The organism is Pseudomonas fluorescens, assembly GCF_000730425.1.
GTDB lineage: Bacteria > Pseudomonadota > Gammaproteobacteria > Pseudomonadales > Pseudomonadaceae > Aquipseudomonas > Aquipseudomonas fluorescens_X.
Genome location: NZ_CP008896.1, coordinates 5,377,940 through 5,400,936 on the forward strand (window position 1 = coordinate 5,377,940; position 22,997 = coordinate 5,400,936).

At 60.6% G+C, this 22,997-nt stretch carries 22 protein-coding genes; 13 read left to right on the forward strand and 9 right to left on the reverse strand.

Annotation, left to right across the window (positions count from 1 at the left end):
- The first annotated feature begins 72 nt into the window (after nt 1-72).
- Nucleotides 73-705: a TetR family transcriptional regulator gene (locus tag HZ99_RS24095; RefSeq protein WP_038446559.1), complete on the forward strand. Its 633-nt coding sequence runs from the start codon at nt 73-75 to the stop codon at nt 703-705.
- Between the two features lie 251 nt (nt 706-956).
- Here the strand turns inward: HZ99_RS24095 and HZ99_RS24100 are convergent, their stop codons facing one another.
- Genes HZ99_RS24100 through HZ99_RS24110 form a run of 3 tightly spaced genes read right to left on the reverse strand, consistent with a single transcriptional unit; the run spans nt 957 to nt 3,531 of the window.
- Entirely contained in the window at nt 957-2,012 is a 1,056-nt protein-coding gene (locus HZ99_RS24100) for an alkene reductase (protein WP_038446561.1), read from the reverse strand.
- Between the two features lie 26 nt (nt 2,013-2,038).
- Nucleotides 2,039-3,205, reverse strand: a complete 1,167-nt coding sequence (locus tag HZ99_RS24105) for an MFS transporter (protein WP_038446563.1) — start codon at nt 3,203-3,205, stop codon at nt 2,039-2,041.
- Nucleotides 3,206-3,216: 11 nt separating this feature from the next.
- Entirely contained in the window at nt 3,217-3,531 is a 315-nt protein-coding gene (locus HZ99_RS24110; RefSeq protein WP_038446564.1) for an ArsR/SmtB family transcription factor, read from the reverse strand.
- A 154-nt stretch (nt 3,532-3,685) separates the two neighbouring features.
- Between HZ99_RS24110 and HZ99_RS24115 the strand changes: the two genes are divergently transcribed.
- On the forward strand, nt 3,686-4,270 hold the full coding sequence (locus HZ99_RS24115) for an ACP phosphodiesterase (protein ID WP_038446566.1): 585 nt from the start codon (nt 3,686-3,688) through the stop codon (nt 4,268-4,270).
- A gap of 89 nt (nt 4,271-4,359) precedes the next feature.
- Here the strand turns inward: HZ99_RS24115 and HZ99_RS24120 are convergent, their stop codons facing one another.
- Together HZ99_RS24120 and olsB are read right to left on the reverse strand one after the other, a co-directional pair.
- Nucleotides 4,360-5,151 (reverse strand): lysophospholipid acyltransferase family protein, encoded by a 792-nt coding sequence (locus HZ99_RS24120; protein ID WP_038446567.1) that lies wholly within the window; start codon nt 5,149-5,151, stop codon nt 4,360-4,362.
- Nucleotides 5,151-5,906 (reverse strand): L-ornithine N(alpha)-acyltransferase, encoded by a 756-nt coding sequence (gene olsB / locus HZ99_RS24125; protein ID WP_029297033.1) that lies wholly within the window; start codon nt 5,904-5,906, stop codon nt 5,151-5,153. The genes HZ99_RS24120 and olsB overlap by 1 nt, the downstream gene beginning before the upstream one ends.
- 130 nt (nt 5,907-6,036) lie before the next feature.
- Here olsB and HZ99_RS24130 point away from each other — a divergent pair, with 130 nt between their 5' ends.
- The 4 genes from HZ99_RS24130 (at nt 6,037) to HZ99_RS24145 (ending at nt 9,557) form a co-directional block, all read left to right on the forward strand.
- Nucleotides 6,037-6,909: an acyl-CoA dehydrogenase family protein gene (locus tag HZ99_RS24130; protein WP_038446569.1), complete on the forward strand. Its 873-nt coding sequence runs from the start codon at nt 6,037-6,039 to the stop codon at nt 6,907-6,909.
- A gap of 159 nt (nt 6,910-7,068) precedes the next feature.
- On the forward strand, nt 7,069-8,151 hold the full coding sequence (locus HZ99_RS24135) for a serine hydrolase domain-containing protein (RefSeq protein WP_038446570.1): 1,083 nt from the start codon (nt 7,069-7,071) through the stop codon (nt 8,149-8,151).
- Nucleotides 8,148-8,462 carry a hypothetical protein gene (locus tag HZ99_RS24140; RefSeq protein WP_038446571.1) on the forward strand — a complete coding sequence of 105 codons (315 nt, stop codon included), beginning with the start codon at nt 8,148-8,150 and terminating at the stop codon, nt 8,460-8,462. The genes HZ99_RS24135 and HZ99_RS24140 overlap by 4 nt, the downstream gene beginning before the upstream one ends.
- A gap of 117 nt (nt 8,463-8,579) precedes the next feature.
- The gene (locus HZ99_RS24145; RefSeq protein WP_033902000.1) at nt 8,580-9,557 is read left to right on the forward strand and encodes an IS5 family transposase; all 978 of its coding nucleotides are present in this window, start codon (nt 8,580-8,582) and stop codon (nt 9,555-9,557) included.
- Nucleotides 9,558-9,748: 191 nt separating this feature from the next.
- Here HZ99_RS24145 and HZ99_RS24150 read toward each other — a convergent pair whose 3' ends face one another.
- The 3 genes from HZ99_RS24150 to HZ99_RS24160 form a co-directional block, all read right to left on the reverse strand.
- Complete coding sequence (locus HZ99_RS24150) at nt 9,749-10,138, reverse strand: hypothetical protein (protein WP_038446573.1); 390 nt, start codon at nt 10,136-10,138, stop codon at nt 9,749-9,751.
- Nucleotides 10,135-11,529 (reverse strand): PAAR domain-containing protein, encoded by a 1,395-nt coding sequence (locus HZ99_RS24155; protein WP_038446574.1) that lies wholly within the window; start codon nt 11,527-11,529, stop codon nt 10,135-10,137. The genes HZ99_RS24150 and HZ99_RS24155 overlap by 4 nt, the downstream gene beginning before the upstream one ends.
- 377 nt (nt 11,530-11,906) lie before the next feature.
- Nucleotides 11,907-12,884: an IS5 family transposase gene (locus tag HZ99_RS24160; RefSeq protein ID WP_033902000.1), complete on the reverse strand. Its 978-nt coding sequence runs from the start codon at nt 12,882-12,884 to the stop codon at nt 11,907-11,909.
- 233 nt (nt 12,885-13,117) lie between these two features.
- Between HZ99_RS24160 and HZ99_RS24165 the strand changes: the two genes are divergently transcribed.
- The 7 genes from HZ99_RS24165 (at nt 13,118) to HZ99_RS24195 (ending at nt 20,483) form a co-directional block, all read left to right on the forward strand.
- Nucleotides 13,118-14,284, forward strand: a complete 1,167-nt coding sequence (locus HZ99_RS24165) for a M20 aminoacylase family protein (RefSeq protein WP_038446576.1) — start codon at nt 13,118-13,120, stop codon at nt 14,282-14,284.
- Nucleotides 14,285-14,429: 145 nt separating this feature from the next.
- Nucleotides 14,430-15,740, forward strand: coding sequence for a citrate-proton symporter (locus tag HZ99_RS24170; RefSeq protein WP_038446577.1), 1,311 nt, complete (start codon nt 14,430-14,432; stop codon nt 15,738-15,740).
- On the forward strand, nt 15,737-17,179 hold the full coding sequence (locus tag HZ99_RS24175) for an amidase (protein WP_038446579.1): 1,443 nt from the start codon (nt 15,737-15,739) through the stop codon (nt 17,177-17,179). The genes HZ99_RS24170 and HZ99_RS24175 overlap by 4 nt, the downstream gene beginning before the upstream one ends.
- 64 nt (nt 17,180-17,243) lie before the next feature.
- Nucleotides 17,244-18,014 carry an IclR family transcriptional regulator gene (locus tag HZ99_RS24180; RefSeq protein ID WP_038446580.1) on the forward strand — a complete coding sequence of 257 codons (771 nt, stop codon included), beginning with the start codon at nt 17,244-17,246 and terminating at the stop codon, nt 18,012-18,014.
- A 127-nt stretch (nt 18,015-18,141) separates the two neighbouring features.
- Nucleotides 18,142-18,729, forward strand: coding sequence for a YceI family protein (locus HZ99_RS24185; protein ID WP_038446581.1), 588 nt, complete (start codon nt 18,142-18,144; stop codon nt 18,727-18,729).
- Nucleotide 18,730: 1 nt separating this feature from the next.
- On the forward strand, nt 18,731-19,888 hold the full coding sequence (locus tag HZ99_RS24190; RefSeq protein ID WP_038446582.1) for a phospholipase D-like domain-containing protein: 1,158 nt from the start codon (nt 18,731-18,733) through the stop codon (nt 19,886-19,888).
- Nucleotides 19,889-20,021: 133 nt separating this feature from the next.
- On the forward strand, nt 20,022-20,483 hold the full coding sequence (locus HZ99_RS24195; protein WP_038446583.1) for a hypothetical protein: 462 nt from the start codon (nt 20,022-20,024) through the stop codon (nt 20,481-20,483).
- A 127-nt stretch (nt 20,484-20,610) separates the two neighbouring features.
- On the opposite strand, the gene bglX is transcribed toward HZ99_RS24195, so the two are convergent.
- Entirely contained in the window at nt 20,611-22,902 is a 2,292-nt protein-coding gene (bglX, locus tag HZ99_RS24200) for a beta-glucosidase BglX (protein WP_038446584.1), read from the reverse strand.
- Between the last annotated feature and the right edge of the window lie 95 nt (nt 22,903-22,997).

The window sequence follows — 22,997 nt, forward strand, 5'->3', positions numbered from 1 at the left end:
AGGTGTCGTCCCATAATTATTCAGAAGGTGGCTATAAGCCACTAATCGTGTCCTGATTGAGGTGTTACTGCCATGGTTCGTCGTACCAAAGAGGAAGCTCAGGAAACGCGCAGCCAAATACTTGAGGCCGCCGAGCAAGCCTTTTATGAACGCGGCGTTGCGCGCACAACGCTGGCCGATATCGCCGCACGGGCAGGGGTGACGCGGGGCGCGATCTACTGGCATTTCAGCAACAAGTCGGACCTGTTGCAGGCACTGCTCGACACGCTGCACGAACCCCTGGACGAATTGGCCAGGGCCAGTGAAAGCGAGGATGAGGTAGATCCGCTGGGCTGCATGCGCAAGCTGCTGATCCATCTTTTTCATCAGGTGGCCCTGGACCCGAAAACCCGGCGCATTAATGAGATCCTGTTTCATAAGTGCGAATTTACCGATGAAATGTGCGACATGCGCCGTCAGCGCCAGACTCACAGCCTTGAGTGCAACCTACGCATTGGCCTGTCGCTGCGCAATGCAGTTCACCGCGGGCAACTCCCGGAAAACTTCGACACCGCTCGCGGGGCGGTGTGCATTCATGCCTACATCAACGGGCTTATTGGCCAGTGGCTATTGGTGCCTGACAGCTTTGAGCTGTATCAGGAGGCCGAGCGCTTGGTTGATATAGGGCTGGACATGCTCCGTTTGAGCCCCAGCCTACGCAATTGATACAAAATGCGTAATTGAGCCCGCCTGTGTCAACAGTAAAGCCCAAGGATCATCAATCGTCCTTCCGGCTTATTTGTGGGGTGACTTTATATACGCGCCATCGCTGGGTTGAAAGGTAGCCGGCTAAGTATTTTGTAGCGATATTGTTGCATTGCTGTGAAGGGATGTTTCTGTAGGAGCCGGCTCCTACAGGGCAGCATGCATAAAAAAGCCCCGGTTCTCGCGATCCGGGGCTTTTGTGTTTCAGTGTCTCAGAGTGCCAGGGTCGGGTAGTCGATATAGCCGACCGGGCCTTGGCCATAGAACGTCTGCGGGTTCGCGTCATTCAGCGGCGCATCGGCCTTGAGGCGCGCCGGCAGATCCGGGTTGGCGATGAACGGCACACCAAAGGCCACGGCATCCGCCTTGCCCGAAGCCAGCCAGGCGTTGGCGCTGTCCTTGGTAAAGCGCTCGTTGGCGATGTACGGCCCACCGAACGCTGCTCGCAATTGCGGGCCCAGACTGTCACTGGCCTCTTTCTCGCGGGCACAGATAAAGGCGATGCCACGCTTGCCCAGTTCACGGGCGACGTAGGTAAACGTCTCTGCCAGGTTGTCATCGCCCATGTCATGGAGGTCGGCCCTTGGTGACAAGTGCATCCCCACGCGGCCAGCACCCCAGACTTCGATCACCGCGTCGGTCACTTCCAGCAACAGTCGTGCGCGGTTTTCCACGGATCCGCCGTATTCGTCAGTGCGCTGGTTGGTGCTGCTTTGCAGGAACTGGTCGAGCAGGTAGCCGTTGGCGCCATGCACTTCCACGCCGTCAAAGCCCGCAGCCTTGGCATTCTCGGCGCCCACGCGGTAGGCGTCGACGATATCGGCGATTTCCGCGGTTTCCAGGGCGCGTGGCGTCGGGTAATCGGCCAGCGGGCGCACCAGGCTGACATGACCTGCCGGCTGGACGGCGCTCGGTGCTACCGGGGCCTCGCCGTTCAGGTACATCTCGTGGGAGATCCGCCCGACATGCCACAGTTGCAGGAAAATCTTGCCCCCGGCGCCGTGTACGGCCTTGGTGATGTTGGTCCAGCCACGCACCTGGTCGTTGGACCAGATGCCCGGCGTGTCCGGGTAGCCCACGCCCATGGGGGTCACCGAGGTGGCCTCGCTGAGGATCAGCCCGGCGGAGGCCCGCTGTACGTAGTATTCAGCCATCAGCGCATTGGGCACGCGGCCGGCATCGGCACGGCAGCGGGTCAGCGGCGCCATGATGATGCGGTTCGACAGCTGCACATCACCCAGTTTGATCGGATCGAAAATAGTCGTCATCGCAAGCACTCGTCTGTTCTAAGTGATTAGTGGGTAGCAGGAGCCAGGTCGGCATTGCCGCTCTGGCGGAACGTGATCAGCGTGACCAGCAGCGCCAGGATTGCCAGGGCCGCAGCCGCCAGCGGTACGCTGGTCAGGCCGAAGCCGTGGGCAATCACACTGCCGCCGACCCAGGCGCCCAAGGCGTTGCCAATGTTGAAAGCGCCGATATTCAGGGTCGAGACCAGGTTGGGCGCGGCCTTGCCGAAGGTCACCACGTTGATCTGCAGCGCCGGCACGGCGGCAAACGACGCGGTGGCCCAGAGGAACAGGGTGATTTCGGTAGGGATGATGGCGACGCTGGTCCAGGTCAGTGCGGTGGACACCACGGCCATGCTGACAAACACACCGATCAGGGTGGCCGCCAGGCGCTTGTCCGCCAGCTTGCCGCCGATGATGTTGCCGACGGTCAGGCCCAGGCCGATCAACAGCAGGGTCCAGGTCACGCCTTTGGGCGAGATACCGGTGACATCACCGAGCAGCGGTGCGACGTAGGTGAAGAGGGTGAACATCGACGCGGCAAACAGCGCGGTCATGCTCAGCGACAGCCAGATCCCAGCACCCTTGAGGGCCGCCAGTTCGGCGCGCATGTCGAGTTTCTCTTCATCACGCTTGGCCGGCAGGAAGCGGATCAGGCCAATCAGCGCAATCACGCCAATGACCGTCACGGCCCAGAAGGTCGAGCGCCAGCCGGCTTCCTGGCCCAGCGCGGTGCCCAGGGGCACACCGAGCACGTTGGCCAGGGTCAGGCCGGTAAACATCAGGGCCACCGCCGACGCACGCTTGTTGGCCGGCACCAGGTTGGCCGCCACCACCGAGCCGATCCCAAAGAACGCACCGTGGCACAGGGCGGTGACTACTCGGGCAAACATCAGCACGTTGTAGTCACTGGCCAGGGCGCAGAGCAGGTTGCCGATGATGAAAATGCCCATCAGCGCTACCAGGGCAGCCTTGCGCGGCAGCTTGGCGGTGGCCAGTGCCATGAAGGGTGCACCAATGGCCACGCCCAGGGCGTAGCCGGTCACCAGCCAGCCGGCGCCGGGAATCGATACACCGAGGTCGGCCGCCACATCGGGCAGCAGGCCCATGATGACGAATTCGGTGGTGCCGATGGCGAAGGCGCTTAAGGCCAGTATGAGTAGCGAGAGAGGCATTGTGGGGTCCTTTACTGCGGGAGGCTGAGTTCTTCGGTGATGGCTTGGATAAACGCCTGGATCACGTCTTCATTGCGTCGGAAAAAGTGCCACTGCCCGGCTTTCTGGCTGCTGATCAAGCCTGCCCGTTGCAGGGTGGCCAGGTGTGCCGAGACGGTGGACTGCGACAGGCCGCAGCGTTGATCGATCTGGCCGGCGCAGATACCGTATTCGTGGTTGTGCACTTGTTCGGGGAATTGCACTTTCGGGTCTTTCAGCCAGTTGAGAATGTCTCGCCGTACTGGGTGTGCCAGGGCTTTTATTATTTCGTCGAGGTCAATGGACATGGCAGGGCTCGGTGTGAGTAAAACGTTATATCGCGATGAGGCGAACTTTAAATCGCTACATCCCGATATACCAATAAGATTTTGATCTTGTTACCAGATAAATCGGTATATCGGGTTATAACGATGCGTTGGTGGCAGTGCTAAACTGCGCGCCATGAATTATCTCGCACATCTGCACCTCGGCGGCCAACTTCCTGCACAACTGCTGGGCAGTCTCTATGGCGATTTCGTCAAAGGCCGCCTGCAAGGCCAGTACAGCCCGCAAATCGAGGCGGCGATCCAGTTGCATCGCGCCATCGACCGCTTCACCGACAGTCACCCGTTGGTAGGGCAGGCGTTGTCACGGTTTACCCTGACCCGGCGCCGCTATGCGGGGATCGTCCTCGACGTGTTTTTTGACCACTGCCTGGCGCGGGATTGGGCGCTGTATGCCGACCAGCCGCTGGAGCGCTTTACCTCCCAGGTGTACCGGGTGCTGGCGGCCGAACCGCAGCTGCCGGGGCGCCTGGCGCAGATTGCACCGCATATGGCGGCTGATGACTGGCTGGGCTCCTACCGAGAGTTCGCGGTCATGGAGCAAGTGCTGCGGGGGATTTCCCGGCGCTTGAGCCAACCCCGGGAACTGGGGCAGGCGATGCAGGAATTGCGGGTGCTGTATGAGCCGTTGAGCGAGGATTTTCGGGCGTTCTATCCCCAGTTGCAGGGGTTTGCACACAGTCAGCTATCGACACCGATCTAATGTAGGAGCCGGCTTGCCGGCGATAGCGGTGGCGACAGATACACCGCTCTCGCCGGCAAGCCGGCTCCTACGTTTTTTGCGTGTGTGCTTCAGGCGGCGTACGCGGGACGAACCGGCATCTGCTCGCTTTGCGGCACCGGCCCGAACAACGCCTTGTGCACCGCCTGCTGCGCCTGATACGCCAGCGCTGCGCGCTCCTGCCCGGCGCAGGCAATCGGCTTGAGCAAATGAATCTCAACGTCGCCCTGATCATTGCCAAACAGACGCATCAGGTGCGAGAGCAGGTCATCGTCACCAATGAACGGTGCGAGTGGATCAATCTGCCCATCGCGCAGATAACGGATGGCCACCGGTTGCAGCGCCACGTCGGCATCAATCGCACTGGCCAGCAGCCGGCCATGGAAGGTGCGCAGGCTGCGGCCATCGGTGGTGGTGCCTTCGGGGAACATCAGCAGCGGGTGTTTTTGCTGCAGATGGCGGGTCATCTGCTTGCGGATCAATTGGCTGTCCCCCGAGCCACGGCGGATAAACAGGCTGCCGGCCTTGGCCGCCAGCCAGCCGGCCACCGGCCAGGTGCGCACTTCGGCCTTGGACAGGAACGACAGCGGCGCCACCATGCCCAGCAGCGGGATGTCAGTCCATGACACATGGTTGCTGACCCACAGCATGGGCTGTTGCGGCAGCTCGCCGTGCACGCTCACGCGAAAGGGCAGGGCATTGCTCAGGCGTGCCATGAAAAAGCGCGACCAGCGTTGGCGCCGCACCATGGAGTTGGCGATCCCCAGGCGCTCGAACAGGCCAAACACACCGGCCATGCTCAAGCCCAGGGCCACCACCAGCAGCACGCGGGCGATCCGCCCGTAGACCCGCAGGCGGCCCATCACATGGCCGCCTTGAAGTGGCGGGCATAGCGCGGGCACAACTCGTCGCGCTTGAGCAGGATGAACACATCGGCCACCTGGAAGTCCTCGTCCCAGCACGGCTCACCGCAGATCTTCGCGCCCAGGCGCATGTAGGCCTTGAGTAGCGGTGGCATTTCGGCGATGACGTTGGACGGCAGGTCCAGGCTCGGCAGTGGTTTTTTCGGCTCGGCCCGCAGGTGTTCGTTGCACAGGTAGCGTTCGCGCAGGCGCTGCATGATCGCATGGGCCTGGATGCCGCCGTCGTGCATCGGGATGCTCGCGCAGCCCATCAGGTAGCTGTAGCCGCCCTGGTTGAGGACTTCGGCCAACTCGCCCCACAACACCGCGATAGTGCCGCCGTTGCGGTAGGCCGGGTCGACACAGGTACGGCCGATTTCCAGGATCGGCCCCTGCAAATGCAACAGGCCGTGGAGGCTGAACTCTTCTTCGCTGTAAAACCGGCCCAGGGTGCTGGCTGCCTGGTGATCCAGCAGCCGGGTGGTGGCAACCAGTCGCCCGGTATTCAAGTCCCGTACGCCAATGTGGCTGCAGTGAACATCGTAGTCATCCATGTCCAGGCCCAGCTCTGCGCCTTTGAGCTTGGCATTGAACTCGCCGCTGAATACGGTGAAACGCAGGGCCTGAGCTTCCTGCAAAGCCTGGGCACCGATCAGGCGTTCGGCTTGCAGACGGCGTTCATTGCCGGTGTCACTGATGCGGGCGATCTGAGTCATGGCGAGTCTCCAGGTGCCGGCCAGGGTTGCGGCCAGTCGACTTTGTTGTGCAAAGTCAGGCTATGTACCCCCGGTGTCATCTCCATGAATCTACGGTGACGCTTAGATGACAGCCCCCAAGGAGCCTTCCATGCCCTGGCACGCTTTGCTCGATCGACCTGACCGATTGCCCATCCACGCCAACCTGGCCGAGGGCTACAGCGTTTTATTGCAGCGCCTGGGGCAGGTGACGCCCTTTGAGCTGGCGACCCAGGGCGCGCGTCTGATGGCCACACCCGGCCTGGCGTTTCTGGTGGGGTATCAAGCTGCTTTGCGCGCGTTATGGCCCAGCGCACCCCACAGCCTGGGCGCCTTGTGTGCGACCGAACAGCGCAGCCTGCGCCCGCTGGACATGCAAACGCGTCTGGACGACCTGCGCTTGAGCGGACGCAAGGACTTCGTCACCGCCGGCGATGCGGCCGACTGGCTGTTGATCGCCGCCCGCTGCGAGGCTGCCGACGAAAAACCGCGCCTGAGCCTGGCAGTGGTGTTGGCCGGTGAGCCCGGTGTACGCGTGGAGCCCTTGCCCGCGATTCCCTTGATGCCCGACATCAGCCACGGTCGCGTCTACCTCGACCACGCTGCCTGCGAGCGCCTGCCGGGGGATGGCTGGGACGATTACGTCAAACCCTTTCGCACCCTGGAGGACACCTATGTACTCAGCGCGATGACCGCCTGGCTGCATGGCATCGGTCAGGAGTGTGGCTGGCTCCAGCCGCTGCGCCTGCAGTTACTGGCGCTGTTGGCCGGCTGCGCCGAGGTTGCTCGCCAACCCAGTGCCTCAGCGGCGGGGCATGTGCTGTTGGGTGGATTGTTTGCTCAGTTCGAGGCGCTGAAGCCGCAGGTCAATCAAGCGATGGGGATGGGACCATGGGCTGCGATGTGGCAGCGCGACCAAGCTGTATTGGACCTCGCTGCCAGCGCCCGGGCCAAGCGCCTGGAAAAAGCCTTGCAACCCTTGTAGGAGCCGGCTTGCGGGCGATGAGGCCATTGAGTGCTGCGCTGATCTTGCGGGTGCCATCGCCGGCAAGCCGGCACCTACAGGAGGCAAGGTAGGTTTGTCGCCAAACCGTCATTTATCTGCATTAGGCTCGCGGGCTTGAATGCCCCCGAGTGCTTGTCCATGGTCAAAGGCCTGCTGTGCGTCGCCTTGTTGCTGTTCACTGCTACCGCACATGCCCAGGCCTGGCCGGCGAAGGATTGGCCCCAGGGCGCGCAATTGGCCGGCCCCGCCGTCAAGGCGCTGGAGGACTATGCTTTTGCGGCCCGCAATGACATCACCCGCGAAGGTATCCGTACCGACGCGCTGCTGGTGATCCGCGACGGCGAAGTCATTTATGAGCGTTACGCCGCGCCCACTACCGCCACTACGCCGCACCTGACCTGGTCCATCAGCAAAAGCCTGATGGCCACGGTATTGGGCGTTGCCTACGGCGAAAACCGCTTCAAGCTGAGCGACCCGGCCGCGCGCTTTTATCCGCCGATGAAACAGCACCCGAGCATCACCCTGGCGCACCTGCTGAACTGGACCTCGGGCCTGGACTGGCAGGAAGACTACGAATACGCGCCGCTGAAATCCTCGGTGGTGGCGATGCTCTACACCCGTGGCCGCGCCGATATGGCGGAGTTTGCCGCCGATACCACCCCCTTCGCCGTCCCGGGCCAGGCATTTCGCTACTCCAGCGGCGACAGTAATCTATTGTCCGCCGCCCTCAAGGGCATGCTCGGCCACAAGGCCTATGTCGATTACCCGTGGACCGCACTGTTCAGGCCTTTGGGGATTCGCAGCGTCACCTGGGAAAGTGATGCCAATGAAACCTTTGTCGCTTCGTCCTATGCCTATATGACCGCCCGCGATCTGGCGCGGATAGGCTTGTTGATGGCGCGGGACGGGCGCTGGGGCGAGCGGCAGCTGTTGCCCAGGGATTGGGTCGCGTTCAACCGGCAACCTGCTGCGCAATACCAGGCCGGCCAGGACATTGCCGTCCCGGGCGGCCATTGGTGGCTCAACCGCGAAGTACAGGGCGCACCACGACCCTGGCCGGATGCGCCCGCCGAGACATTCGCCGCCCTGGGGCACTGGGGCCAGGCGTTGTATGTCATGCCCGAAGAGAAGCTGGTGATCGTGCGCTACGGCGACGACCGCGACGGTAGCTATCGCCACAACGAACTGCTCAAGCGCGTGCTCGCGGCGGTGCAGCCATGATCCGTCGCCGTCCGTTTATCAGCCTGTTTCTCCTGCTGTTGCTCGCGTTGCTGGGGTGGATCTGGCACGAACGCGTCAACCTGCAAGCCTTCCCCGACATCATCGCCGCCTACACCGCCAAGGAGTATTGCTCCTGTCGGTATGTGGCGGGTAACCCGGCTGACTATTGCCTGGGCTACGTGAAGCAATACATCCCCACCAGCGCGTTTGCCGATCACCCGGACACCCGCCTGGTCACCGCCAGCGGCCTGGGTCGCAGCCACAGCGCCCAATGGTTGGGCGAGCGCCAGGGGTGTCGATTGCTGCCTTGAGATGCGGTGGCGAGCGGGAGAGAGCATGCACCAAGTGTCGTCTCTAAGGAAACTCTGAAAAAGACTTCCAAATCTGGTGAGATACGGCTGTCCCACGAACTGAACGGTTGAGCCCCGATGAAGCAAATGTCTTTCGCTGATGCCGAGTACGCAGGCAAACGTAAGCAGACCCGCCGTGAGCGTTTCCTGATTGAGATGGATCAGGTCGTGCCCTGGAAAGGCCTGATTGCGTTGATCGAGCCGCATTATCCGAAGGGTGAAGGCGGTCGTCCGGCGTATCCGTTGATGGCCATGCTGCGGGTTCATCTGATGCAAAACTGGTTCGGCTACAGCGATCCGGCGATGGAAGAGTCCCTCTACGAAACCACGATTCTGCGCCAGTTTGCCGGGCTGCATTTGGATCGGATTCCGGATGAAACCACGATCCTCAACTTCCGCCGGCTGTTGGAAAAACATGAGCTGGCCGGTGGGATTTTGCAGGTCATCAACGGCTATTTGGGCGACCGAGGTTTGCTGCTGCGTCAGGGAACTGTGGTCGATGCGACGATCATTCATGCGCCCAGTTCGACCAAGAACAAGGACGGTAAACGCGACCCCGAAATGCACCAGACAAAGAAAGGAAATCAGTACTATTTCGGGATGAAATCGCACATCGGTGTCGATGTTGAATCCGGTCTGGTACATAGCGTGGTGGGCACGGCGGCGAATGTGGCGGACGTGACTCAGGTCGATCAGTTGCTGCATGGCGAGGAAACTTACGTCTCTGGCGATGCCGGTTACACCGGCGTGGAGAAGCGTGCGGAGCATCAACATCGCCAGATGATCTGGTCGATCGCAGCGCGCCCCAGCAGCTATAAGAAGCATGCAAAAAAGAGCCTGATCGGTCGCATGCGCCGCAAAATCGAATACGCGAAAGCTCAAGTCCGGGCCAAGGTTGAGCATCCATTCAGGGTGATCAAGCGCCAGTTTGGTTATACGAAAGTCCGCTTCCGAGGCTTGGTGAAAAACACCGCGCAGCAGACCACACTGTTTGCCTTATCGAACCTGTGGATGATGCGAAAACGACTGTTGAATGCAGGCGAGGTGCGCCTGTGATGTGGACAATGAGCCCTGAAAAGGTGCTATTCCGCAAAAAACAGTGAACTGACAGGAGGAAAGGTCTGATTTTCGATTAAGTCGGTGTTTTTTGAACCTCAGACAGCGAGGCCGTTAAAAACGGCTGCTTACTTCAGACCTTCCCTAAATATGCCGAGCACTACTTTCAACGTGGGTGATCGTCCATCAAGTTATTTAAGTCCCAGAAACGCAGATGCGACCACAAGCCAGGCAACACAACCCAGAAGCATCACTAATTTAATCTTCAATAGCCGTTTAAGGTGAGGCGGGAAGTTTTCAAGATCGATGGGGTCCAGTTCACCAATGATGAGTGATGCCTTCGGAAGCAAGATCATCTGGGTGATTTTTACGATCTCAAAGATGGACCAAATCAGCCCTCGCTTTCCCAGTCTTGGGCCCCATAGATAAATATAACGGCTGTTCTTCAAGGCTTCCTTGATAGCGTCCAGATGACGGCGACTCAGGTAAAGACTGAATGTAAGCCCTGCTGCGGCAAGCAGGCCCCAGCCACCAGTAATAATGATCGCAATCCAGGGGGACCAAGTGTCGATAATGCTCATGGTTGTATAGCCTCATACACTTTCGCCCCCATGTATTCTCCAGCCAGGCCCCCGTACGTCGTGCCCACCCATGCGCCAGTTCCGACCAGCGCCGCGACACAGGCAACACCACCGATACCTGTAGAGGCGCCAAGCGCTAGGCAGATCGGTGCAGCGGCCAATTTACCTATTTCCCCACCCGCGGCACCTCCGAGGGTGGACAAGCCAAATTTCCCTCCTTCAGTAAGCTTGACCTTCTCACAAGCCACCCTGGAACTCCCTCCGCACACCTGCTCAATAGCCAGTAAGGAAGACACACCACCAAGGCCAATTGCGATGTAACCACCGGTCTTCATGTACTTGGCAGCACGACTGGTCACTTCCACATGGTTGGCATACCCCGGAATCTGTCCCGGCGTGCCGGCCCTGTTCCAGTGATGTACCAGGCTTTTGCTGGAAATGCCGAGCGCGGTTTTCAACTTGGGGTGATCGCCCAGGCTTGTCTGGCCACGCAAACGGGTGGAGTTCAGTAGATGGGCATCCAACTGAGCCATCAGGTGCTTGCGATCAGTGAAAAATTGCGGTGATTTAAGGTGGCCGTACTGGCGATAACTTTCCTGATGCAAGTGCTCGATGGCTTGGAGTGTGTGGCTCAGACTGGTCAAGTGGGCTTCCATCACTACCGCACTGACACCTCCCCAAGTTGAGGTGTGACCAATAAAACTGGCAATTTCAGAGCGGTGCCGAAACAGAAAGTCGGCCTCGACCGGAGTCATGGGGTCCAAGAGCAATGCTACCTGCTGAGCTACCTGTATCAGTTGTGCTTCTTGGTAGGTACAAGAAGTGTTGCTCGGATCGCTAAGCACGATCATTGACCCGGCTTTAACCTCACCTCGATAAGGATTGAGCGCGTTGAATTTGCTCATCACGGCGGGATCAGGTGTAGGGAACAACGTGCTTTCCAATGCTTGGCGACTCATGCTTTCAGGGACGATATAGAAGCCCGGCTCTTGGCTCGCCAGGCCATTGAGTTCGCTTACAGCAGCATTGTGCGATGGCGCATATGCAGCTTGATGGGGCGCTGCAGAGCGGTTGGCGGTGGTCGCTGGGGTGGATTTGGCAGCATGCGCTGAAGCGCCTTTGTAGGTCGCCGTCAATACCGAAGGAATCAATCGGGCTTTACACGGGCAATTGCTGTGGCTGTCTAGCGTGCCCGCCATAAGTCGGCCGTGGCTGTTCATGTGCGAGATGCCACCGACAATCCGATAAGTATTCCCGTCTTTTCCGCAAGTAACCCGATCGCCTTCGCAAGCATGCAGGAGGCCATACAGGTTTATTCTCTTGTCACCCTCCAGCACTTCGCCGCCACACGTTGTCTTGTCGCCTAAACCGATAAAGTAGCCTTTGTTCATTCGTTATCCCGCTTTTCAGAGTTCAGAGTTAAGTTGCCTTGAGTGGGGAGGAGGAAACAGCCAAGTTCGAAAAGCCTCATTCGCCACTACCAAAATTTGCTTGTTTGGTTAGGCAACTAGCTGAGTAGTCAGTAAGTTGTCTTGCGTTTCAGTACCCTGAAGTTGGGGTTGCTAATCGTACAGTCGGATATTTCCGAAAGTTACTTAGGGTGAATCTGATTGACGGGCTCTAGGGAAGGTCTGAAGTAAGCAGCCGTTTTTAACGGCCTCGCTGTCTGAGGTTCAAAAAACACCGACTTAATCGAAAATCAGACCTTTCCTCCTGTCAGTTCACTGTTTTTTGCGGAATAGCACCTTTTCAGGGCTCATTGTCCACATCACAGGCGCACCTCGCCTGCATTCAACAGTCGTTTTCGCATCATCCACAGGTTCGATAAGGCAAACAGTGTGGTCTGCTGCGCGGTGTTTTTCACCAAGCCTCGGAAGCGGACTTTCGTATAACCAAACTGGCGCTTGATCACCCTGAATGGATGCTCAACCTTGGCCCGGACTTGAGCTTTCGCGTATTCGATTTTGCGGCGCATGCGACCGATCAGGCTCTTTTTTGCATGCTTCTTATAGCTGCTGGGGCGCGCTGCGATCGACCAGATCATCTGGCGATGTTGATGCTCCGCACGCTTCTCCACGCCGGTGTAACCGGCATCGCCAGAGACGTAAGTTTCCTCGCCATGCAGCAACTGATCGACCTGAGTCACGTCCGCCACATTCGCCGCCGTGCCCACCACGCTATGTACCAGACCGGATTCAACATCGACACCGATGTGCGATTTCATCCCGAAATAGTACTGATTTCCTTTCTTTGTCTGGTGCATTTCGGGGTCGCGTTTACCGTCCTTGTTCTTGGTCGAACTGGGCGCATGAATGATCGTCGCATCGACCACAGTTCCCTGACGCAGCAGCAAACCTCGGTCGCCCAAATAGCCGTTGATGACCTGCAAAATCCCACCGGCCAGCTCATGTTTTTCCAACAGCCGGCGGAAGTTGAGGATCGTGGTTTCATCCGGAATCCGATCCAAATGCAGCCCGGCAAACTGGCGCAGAATCGTGGTTTCGTAGAGGGACTCTTCCATCGCCGGATCGCTGTAGCCGAACCAGTTTTGCATCAGATGAACCCGCAGCATGGCCATCAACGGATACGCCGGACGACCGCCTTCACCCTTCGGATAATGCGGCTCGATCAACGCAATCAGGCCTTTCCAGGGCACGACCTGATCCATCTCAATCAGGAAACGCTCACGGCGGGTCTGCTTACGTTTGCCTGCGTACTCGGCATCAGCGAAAGACATTTGCTTCATCGGGGCTCAACCGTTCAGTTCGTGGGACAGCCGTATCTCACCAGATTTGGAAGTCTTTTTCAGAGTTTCCCTAGAGATTTCCGACGTGATCTCTGCGTGTCAGTCTTCTGGCCGTACCGCCCTAAGGTTCCACAGGGTGGAACCACCTTTGATTGTCCTCGCACGTCCTTCGCGGTTATCTGTGGCGGTGCCACAAAAAAGAACGGGAATACCCGCCTGCGAGGAGCGCCACGATGAACCCACACCAGCACATCCTGGATTGGCTGAGCGATGTCGCCAGCGACCTGCATGCCGTGCGTCAGGATATCCACGCCCACCCCGAACTGGGGTTTGAAGAAAGCCGCACCTCGGCCCTGGTGGCCCGATCCCTTGAAAGCTGGGGTTATGAAGTGCATACCGGCATCGGCCACACCGGCGTGGTCGGCGTGCTGCGCAATGGCAGCAGCACGCGCACCCTGGGGATCCGGGCCGATATGGATGCCTTGCCGATCATCGAAAACACCGGCGTCGCCTACAGCAGCCAGCACGCCGGCTGCATGCATGCCTGCGGCCACGACGGTCACACCGCGATGCTGCTGGGCGCCGCGCGCTACCTGGCGGCGACGCGTCAGTTCGACGGCACCCTCAACCTGATCTTCCAGCCCGCCGAAGAAGGTCAGGGCGGCGCCGAAGCGATGCTCGCCGATGGCTTGCTGGAGCGCTTTCCCTGCGACGCTCTGTTCGGCATGCACAATATGCCCGGCTTGCCCGCCGGCCACCTGGGCTTGCGGACTGGGCCGATGATGGCTTCCCAGGACCTGCTCACCGTGACCCTCGAAGGGGTCGGTGGCCACGGTTCCATGCCGCATCTGACCGTGGACCCGCTGGTGGCGGCCGCCAGTACGGTGATGGCCTTGCAGACGGTGGTGGCGCGCAACATCAATGCCCAGGAAGCGGCGGTGGTCACGGTCGGCGCCCTGCAAGCGGGGCAGGCCGCCAATGTGATTCCCCAGCAAGCCGTGTTGCGCCTGAGCCTGCGTGCCCTCAATGCGCCGGTGCGCGAGCAGATGCTGGAACGGGTCAAGGCGATCATCCAGACCCAGGCGGCCAGCTTTGGCTGTAGCGCGCAGATCGAACACCGCCCGGCCTACCCGGTGCTGGTCAACCATGGCGCCGAAACCGAGTTCGCCCGCCAGGTCGGCATTGCCTTGCTCGGTGAGACGGCGGTCGACGCCCATACGCCCACGTTGATGGGCAGCGAAGACTTTGCCTGGATGCTCCAACGCTGCCCCGGCAGCTATCTGTTTATCGGCAACGGCGTGTCGGGGCCGATGGTCCACAACCCCGCCTATGACTTCAACGACGAGATTCTGCTGACTGGTGCCGCCTACTGGTGCGCCCTGGCTGAGAGCTGGCTGTAGGCGCGAGCTTGCTCGCGCGCGCCCCCAAGGCGACGCGGGCTATCTGAAAGCGCTACGTCATCGTTAACGATCTTTGCGAGCAAGTTTGCTCCTACAAATTTTCTGCCGCTGGACCTTTCCTCAACAGGTTGAATGGAGTGTTCCCATGCAGACTTCAATAAAAGGCGTGTCCCGCACCCGGCAAGTGGTGGCGGCGGTGGTCGGCAACGCGCTGGAGTGGTACGACTTCATCGTCTACGGCTTTCTGGCCAGCATCATCGCCCGGCAGTTTTTCCCCTCGGACGATGAATATGCGTCGCTGCTGATGGCCCTGGCCACCTTCGGCGTCGGCTTCTTCATGCGCCCGGTGGGCGGCATCCTGCTGGGGATGTACGCCGACCGCAAAGGCCGCAAGGCCGCCATGCAGCTGATTATCCGTTTGATGACCGTGTCTATCGCGCTCATCGTGTTTGCCCCCAACTACGCCGCCATCGGCATGGGCGCGCCGCTGTTGATCGTGGTGGCGCGGATGCTCCAGGGCTTTGCCACCGGCGGTGAATATGCCAGCGCCACGGCATTCCTGGTGGAAAGCGCACCGGCCCATCGCAAAGGCCTGTACGGCTCCTGGCAACTGGTCGGGCAATGCCTGGCGGTGTTTGGCGGCGCGGCAATGGTGGCGCTGGTCACCCACTTCTTTTCCCCGCAGACCCTCGACCTATGGGGTTGGCGCCTGCCGTTTGTGTTCGGCTTGCTGATTGGCCCGGTGGGCCTGTGGATTCGCCGGCACATGGAAGACCCCGAGGAATTTATCGAAGCCCGCAAACAGGCCACCGGCCCGGCGCCAAGCCTGATGACGGTGTTGCGTGAGCATCGGCGCAGCATCTTGGTCAGCATGGGCCTGGCCTGCGGCGCGACGGTATCGTTCTACGTAGTGCTGGTGAATATGCCGACCTTCGCCCACAAAAACCTCGGCCTGCCCCTGGACCAGGTATTGATGGTGCAGATGTTCGCCGTGGCGCTGATGACCGTCGTCATTCCCTTGTCTGGCCTGCTCTCCGACCGATTGGGGCGGCGACCAGTCCTGATGGCCTTCACCCTGGCGTTTTTTGTGATGGTTTACCCACTGTATGTGTGGGTCGCGGCGGCGCCGTCCATCGAGCGCTTGCTGGTGATGCAAGTGATGCTGTGCATCGCCATCGGCGGCTTCTTCGGCCCGGCGCCGACGGCCCTGGCCGAACAGTTTCCCATCGAAGTGCGTTCCACCGGGGTGTCGGTGGCCTACAACGTGGCGGTGATGCTGTTCGGCGGTTTTGCGCCGCTGATTGTGACGTGGCTGAGCAAGGTGTTGGAGACGCCGGTGGCCCCGGCGTTTTATGTGCTGTTTGCTTGCGTCCTGACGCTGCTGGGCACTTACTGCATGCATGAAGCGCCGAGGGCTGCAGCGCCGGCGCGTTTTACCAAGGGAGTGAAGCCTTGAAGATTGTTGAGCTCGATGCAATTGCGTTGTCCCAGGCGATCCATGCCCGGCAGGTGTCGTGTCACGACGTGATGCAGGCTTATCTGGCGCAGATCGCGCGTTTCAACCCCTCGGTCAATGCCCTGGTGTCGTTGCGCGACGAAGAGCACGTCCTGGCCGAGGCCCGGGCCTGTGACCGGGAGCTGGATCAGGGCCGCTCCCGTGGCTGGATGCACGGCATGCCCCAGGCGATCAAGGATCTGGCGGCAACCAAGGGCCTGCGCACCACCCTGGGCTCGCCCCTGTTCGCCGAACAGGTTCCCGCTGAAGACGCTATCGCCGTGGCGCGGGTGCGGGCCAGCGGCGCAATTATCATCGGCAAGAGCAACGTGCCGGAATTTGGCCTCGGTTCGCAGACCTACAACAGCGTGTTCGGTACCACAGGCAATGCCTATGACCCGGCCTTGGTCGCGGGCGGCAGCAGCGGCGGGGCGGCAGTGGCCCTGGCACTGCGCATGCTGCCGGTGGCCGATGGCAGCGACATGATGGGCTCGCTGCGCAACCCGGCGGCGTTCAACAATGTATTCGGCCTGCGCCCGTCCCAGGGGCGGGTGCCCCATGGGCCGGCGCCGGAGGTGTTTGTCCAGCAACTGGCCACTGAAGGGCCGATGGGCCGCAGCGTGGCGGACGTGGCGCAGTTGTTGAGCATCCAGGCCGGTTATGACCCGCGGGTGCCGTTGTCACTCAAGGACGATCCCAGCGTATTCGGTGCACCGTTGGCCCGTGACTTCAAGGGCGCGCGCCTGGGCTGGCTGGGGGACTACAACGGCTATCTGCCGATGGACAACGGCGTGCTGGCCTTGTGTGAATCAGCCCTCGGTGATTTCAGCGCGTTGGGCTGCGAAGTACAAAGCTGCCAGCCGGACTTTCCCATGGAGCGCTTGTGGCAATGCTGGTTGGTCCATCGCCATTGGCTGGTGCAGGGCTCGCTGGGCGCGGCGTATGCCGACCCGCAAAAGCGGGCGCTGCTCAAGCCTGAAGCGCAGTGGGAAGTGGAGGGCGGCCTGGGCTTGAGCGCTGCGGATGTGTATCAGGCCTCGTTGGCACGTAGCGATTGGTACCGCGCCCTGGCCAGGTTGTTCGAGCGTTACGATTTTCTGCTATTGCCCAGCGCCCAAGTGTTCCCTTTCGATGCACAACAGCCTTGGCCGCGGGTTGTTGGAGGGCAGGCCATGGATACCTACCACCGCTGGATGGAGGTGGTCATCGGCCCGACATTGGCTGGCCTGCCGAGCATGAGTGTACCGGTGGGCTTCAACCCGCAAGGCTTGCCCATGGGCCTGCAAATCATCGGCCCGGCCCAGGCTGATCGCGCCGTGCTGCAACTGGCCTATGCCCATGAACAACTGACGCATTGGGTGCAGCGCTACCCTGCGCAATGCCTGAGAGCGAACACCTGAGCGAGCGGCGGCCTGTATCTTGCTGTGAAATTCGATCATCCATCAGCAACCGGGAGATCACGCCATGGGCAGCAACGCCGACACAGGGACTGTGCGCTCAGTGGAGCGGGCACTGGCCATCATCGAATTGCTGGGTGAGCACCAGGCCCTGGGGCTTGAGGAACTGCATTATCTGACGCGCCTGCCCAAGGCCACGGTGTCGCGGATGCTGTTGACGTTGCAGGAACAGGGCTGGATCTATCGCGGCCTGAGCGACCGGCGTTATCGCCTCAGTGCCCGGCGCTTGTTTGGCGACACCCAGCAACGCTTCAAGCGGCGCCTGGTGGAATGTGCAGCGCCCTGGCTGCTGGAACTCAGCGAGCGCACCGGGCTGGTGGCCGATTTGTCGAATTTCGACGGCGAGCGCCTGGAAGTCATGGAAAGCGCGATCCCCACGGTGTTGCGCAAGCTGTACCCGAACAACTGCCAGATCGTCGGCCAGCATGCCAGCCTGTTCCACTCGGCCATGGGCAAGGCGTGCCTGGCTGAACTGGCGGCCGATGAAGTACAGCGCCTGGCCAGTCGCGAGCATGTGCCGGCCGACGATCAGTACCGCGCCTGCGAACAATCCCAGCATCAAGGGTTTGGCCAGCGTACCGAAGGGTATTGGGAATACCCGGTGCGCTTGCCGTTCCTGATCCGCGCGGTGGCGTTGCCGGTGCGGGCCAATGGACGCCTGGTGGGAAGCATGGCGTTGCATTGGCCGATGCACCAGGCGCCGGTGGAGCGGGTGTTGAGCCTGCACCTGGCCAGCCTGGAGGCGACCGTGCAAGGTGTGCAGCACGCTTTGGCCTGACGCCGGATCGGGCTTGTGTGGGAGCGGGCTTGCCCGCTCCCATATTTAAATTGCCGGGGCCGTTACATTGCGCGCGGCTGGCCGGCCAGTTAAGGTTCGAGCAGGTTTTTCTTCGCGTGAGTGTTTAATGTTCAACACATCCGTCTTCAAGCCCCTGGCCTTCCTGCTAGTGGCCGCCGCCATGCCCGCGCAGGCCGCCTGGTACCTGGATAACGAATCCTCACGGTTGTCGTTCGTCACCACCAAAAACACCGATATTTCCGAAGTCCAGCGCTTTTTGGTGCTGCACGGCAAGGTCGAAGAGAGCGGTGCGGCGCAGTTGGAGGTTGAGCTGGAGTCGATCAACAGTGGCATCCCGCTGCGCGATGAGCGCATGCGCAACGACCTGTTCCAGATCAAGAGCCACCCTGATGCGCTGATCAACGCGCAAATCAACCTGCAACCCATCAGCGACCTGGCTACCGGCGCGCAACTGGAATTGCGCCTGCCGCTGTCGGTCACCCTGCACGGCAAGACCCAGACCTACAACGCCGAACTGCTGGCAACGCGCCTGGACGACCGGCGCTTCCAGGTGGTGACCCTGGAGCCGCTGGTGCTGCATGCCAGGGATTTTGACTTGCTCCCCGGTGTAGAGACCTTGCGCAAGGCTGCTGGCCTTGACGCGATCAGCCTGTCGGTGCCGGTGGGTGCGGTGCTGATTTTCACGGCGCGCTGATATGAGTGGCGCGGTGTTCCCCTGGCGCAGCGCCAACCGCTTCGAATTGTTGATCGACGGCCCTAATTTCTTTCCGCAGATGCTTGTGGCGATCGCCCGTGCGGAACGTCAGGTAGAGCTTGAGCTGTATCTGGTGGAGGCGGGCGCCTGTGCCGAGGAGATGGTCAAGGCCCTGGTGCAGGCGGCCGAGCGTGGGGTGCAGGTGCGTTGCCTGTTCGATGACTACGGCAGCCTGGCGTTTACCCTCAGCCTGCGGCGCCGTTTGCTCGACGCCGGAGTGCAGTTGCGCTTCTACAATCGCCTGCGCTGGCGCCGCTGGATGCGCAACCTCTACCGCGACCACCGCAAACTGCTGTTGGTCGACCAGACCATCGCCGTGGTGGGCGGTACCGGGGTCACCGATGAGTTCTGGACCCCAGGGCAGGACACCTGTGAGTGGCACGAAGTCATGGTGCAAATCAGCGGTCCGCTGGTGCTTGATTGGCAAGCCCTGTTCGATCGCCAGTGGCAGGTCAACGACCACCGCCGTGCCTGGAAGCCAGCCACACACTTTGGTTTGCCGCGCCTGCCCAAACTGCCGGCAACTGGCCCAGGCCTGGGGCGGGTGGCGTATGCCGACGCCGGCCAGCATCGTGACATTTTGCAGTCGCTGATCCGCGCCTTGAACAGCGGCCAGCGCCGTATCTGGCTGGCCACGCCGTACTTCTTGCCCACTTGGGGCGTGCGCCGGGCCCTGCGCCGGGCAGCCGGGCGCGGTGTGGACGTGCGCCTGCTGCTGACCGGGCCGCGCACCGACCACCCTTCGGTGCGTTACGCCGGGCACCGCTATTACCCGCGCTTGCTCAAGTCGGGGGTGAAGATCTTTGAGTACCAGCCGTGTTTCCTGCACCTGAAGATGGTGCTGGTGGACGAGTGGGTCAGCGTCGGCTCGTGCAATTTCGATCACTGGAACCTGCGCTTCAACCTGGAGGCCAACCTGGAAGCGCTGGACCCGGCGTTGACCCAGGCGGTGGCGGGCAGTTTCGAGCGCGATTTTGCCCAGAGCCAGGCGGTCAGCCTGGAGGCATGGAAGGCCCGGCCGTTGTGGCGGCGGGTGAAGCAGCGGGTGTGGGGCTGGATTGATCGGTTGGTGGTCAACCTGTTGGATCGGCGCGGTTAGTAAGCGCTCGATTTCAAGGAACTCGATGGTGGAACTGTCGGTGCTCATCACACCACAGAAAAATGCTCAATTTTAGTTCCTACCGACGAGTGCTGATGAGCCGGCACTCATTAAGACCAATGAGTAATCAATAATGACGTCACCCATCAATTTATCCTCACTCCCTACCCATCAGGCAACGTATGGCCGAGTGCGCCGTGATACGGAAAGTGCTGATGAGGCCAACAGGTTGTTCAACGACCTGGCCAGTTCTCCGACTCAAGAAAGACAACAGCGTTTGACTACAGCGCTGGGACAGGTGCAGATCTACAACCCTCCGGGCATGTGGTTGAACGATTCTGCCCGCAACCGATTCGATGACTTGACGAGGGACTTCGCGCAAAAACAGGACATCAGTTATGACGAAGCTCATGATTTGATCAAGGAAAAACTGAGAGAAGAGGCTCCGGAACTCCTGCTCAAAGAGATTCCTGCCGACCTCATTACAGCCGACTCCAAGTGGGAGAACGTCATTGAAAAGGCTGCTCGAGTCAAAGATAACGTCAGTCTTGAAAACATGACCTACTCAGCGTTCAAGCAGGCTTATCTCACGTAATACAGACAAGCGATAACCTGTTCTACCTGAACAGCGCTGGCTTGTCTGCGATGCAGGCACCTTGGTGCAACGGATAGACCGAGGTGTCTGCATCGCCGGCAAGCCAGCGCCTACATACAGCCTTGAATCAGAGCAGTTCGAAGCTCTGTTGCTGCACATCCTGGGAGTCCAGGCCGATCTGCACATTGAACTGGCCGGGTTCGGCCGCGAACTTGAGCTGGGTGTTGTAGAACTTCAAGTCATCCTCGGTAATGCTGAAGTGCACCACCTTCGATTCACCAGCCTTGAGCTGGATCTTCTGGAAGTTCTTCAGCTCCTTGATCGGGCGGATCATCGAGCCGGCCACGTCCTGGATGTATAGCTGCACCACGGTCTCGCCGTCGAGCTTGCCGGTGTTTTTCAGGGTGACGCTGGCGTCGAGCTTGCCGGTCTTGTTCAGGGTAGTGGACGACAGTGCCATGTCCGACAGGCTGAAGCGGGTGTAGCTCAGGCCATAACCGAACGGATACAGGGGGCCGGTGGTGTCGTCGAAGTACTGCGAGGTGTAGTTGCCGGGTTTGCCTGGCGTGAACGGCCGGCCAATGGTCAGGTGGTTGTAGTAGGTCGGAATCTGCCCCACGGAGCGTGGGAAGGTGATTGGCAGCTTGCCCGAAGGGTTGTAGTCACCGAACAACACATCGGCAATCGCGTTGCCGCCTTCGGTGCCGGCGAACCAGGTTTCGAGGATCGCATCGGCTTGCTGGCTCTCTTCGAGGATCGACAGTGGCCGGCCATTCATCAGCACCAGCACCAATGGCTTGCCCGTAGCCTTGAGGGCCTTGATCAGGTCGCGCTGGCTTTGCGGGATGTTCAGGTCGGTACGGCTCGATGATTCATGGGACATGCCACGGGACTCGCCCACGGCGGCCACCACCACATCGGCGTTTTTCGCGGCCTTGACCGCCTCGTCGATCAGGACCTGGGCTGGACGCGGGTCATCCACCACTTCCGGGGCATCGAAGTTGAGGAAGTTCAGGTAGTCCACCACCGCCTTGTCGCTGGTGATGTTGGCACCGCGCGCGTAGATCACCTTGCCCTTTTCGCCGATCACCGCATTCATGCCGTCCAGCAGGGTCACCGATTGCTCTGGTTTACCGGCGGCGGCCCAACTGCCCATCATGTCGATGGGGGCCTTGGCCAGCGGGCCGACCAGGGCGATGGTCGCGGATTTCTTCAGGGGCAGGGTGTCGTTCTGGTTCTTCAGCAACACCAGGCTGCGCCGCGCGATGTCGCGGGCTTCGCTGCGGTGCAGGCGGCTTTCGGCATAGGTGTCGACCGGGTCATCCTCGGCCTTGCCGATACGCAGGTACGGGTCGGCAAACAGGCCCATGTCGTACTTGGCACCGAGCACTTCACGCACGGCATTGTCGATGTCTTTTTGCTCGATCTCGCCGGACTTGAGCAGCCCTGGCAATTCCTTGCCGTAGAGCTGGTCGTTCATGCTCATGTCGATGCCGGCCTTGATCGCCAGCTTGGCCGCTTCGCGACCGTCCTTGGCCACGCCGTGCTTGATCAGCTCGAAGATCGCGCCATGGTCACTCACGGTCAGGCCCTTGAAGCCCCATTCCTTGCGCAGCAGGTCATTCATCAGCCAGGTGTTGGCGGTGGCGGGCACGCCGTTGATCGAGTTCAACGCCACCATCACCCCGCCGGCGCCGGCCTTGATCGCTGCATGGTAGGGCGGCAGGTAGTCCTGATACATCTTGACCGGGCTCATGTCGACCACGTTGTAGTCGCGCCCGCCTTCCACCGCGCCGTACAGGGCGAAGTGCTTGACGCTGGCCATGAGGCTGTCGGCCTGGGCCGGGCTGGGGCCCTGGAAGGCCTTGACCATCACTTCGCTGATGCGCGACACCAGGTAGGTGTCTTCGCCGAAGCCTTCGGAGGTGCGGCCCCAGCGCGCGTCGCGGGAGATATCGACCATGGGGGCGAAAGTGATGTCGAGGCTGTCCGCCGCCGCTTCCTTGGCGGCAATGCGCCCGGAGCGAGCGATGGCGTCCATGTCCCAGCTCGATGCGAGGGCCAGGCTGATCGGGAAAATGGTGCGGTGGCCGTGGATCACGTCGTAGGCGAAGAACATCGGGATCTTCAAGCGGCTGCGCATGGCCGCGTCCTGCATCGGACGGTTTTCCGGGCGGGTGATGGAGTTGAACGTGCCGCCAATGCGCCCGGCGGCGATTTCCTTGCGGATCATCTCGCGGGGCATTTCCGGGCCGATGCTGATCAGGCGCAATTGGCCGATCTTTTCATCGAGGGTCATCTGCTTGAGCAGGTCGCTGACGAACGCGTCCTTGTCTTTAAGCGCAGCGGGCTTGGTCTCGGCAACGACGGAGTGACTGGCCAGAGTGGCAACAAGGCCCAGCAAACACAGCTTTTTCATGAATATCCTTTTTCGGCGTGCTACACAGCATCACGGGTATGCTGAGCGGCCAAAATGTGGGGAGCGTCTATTGTTGTTCGGGTGTTGTGTGGATA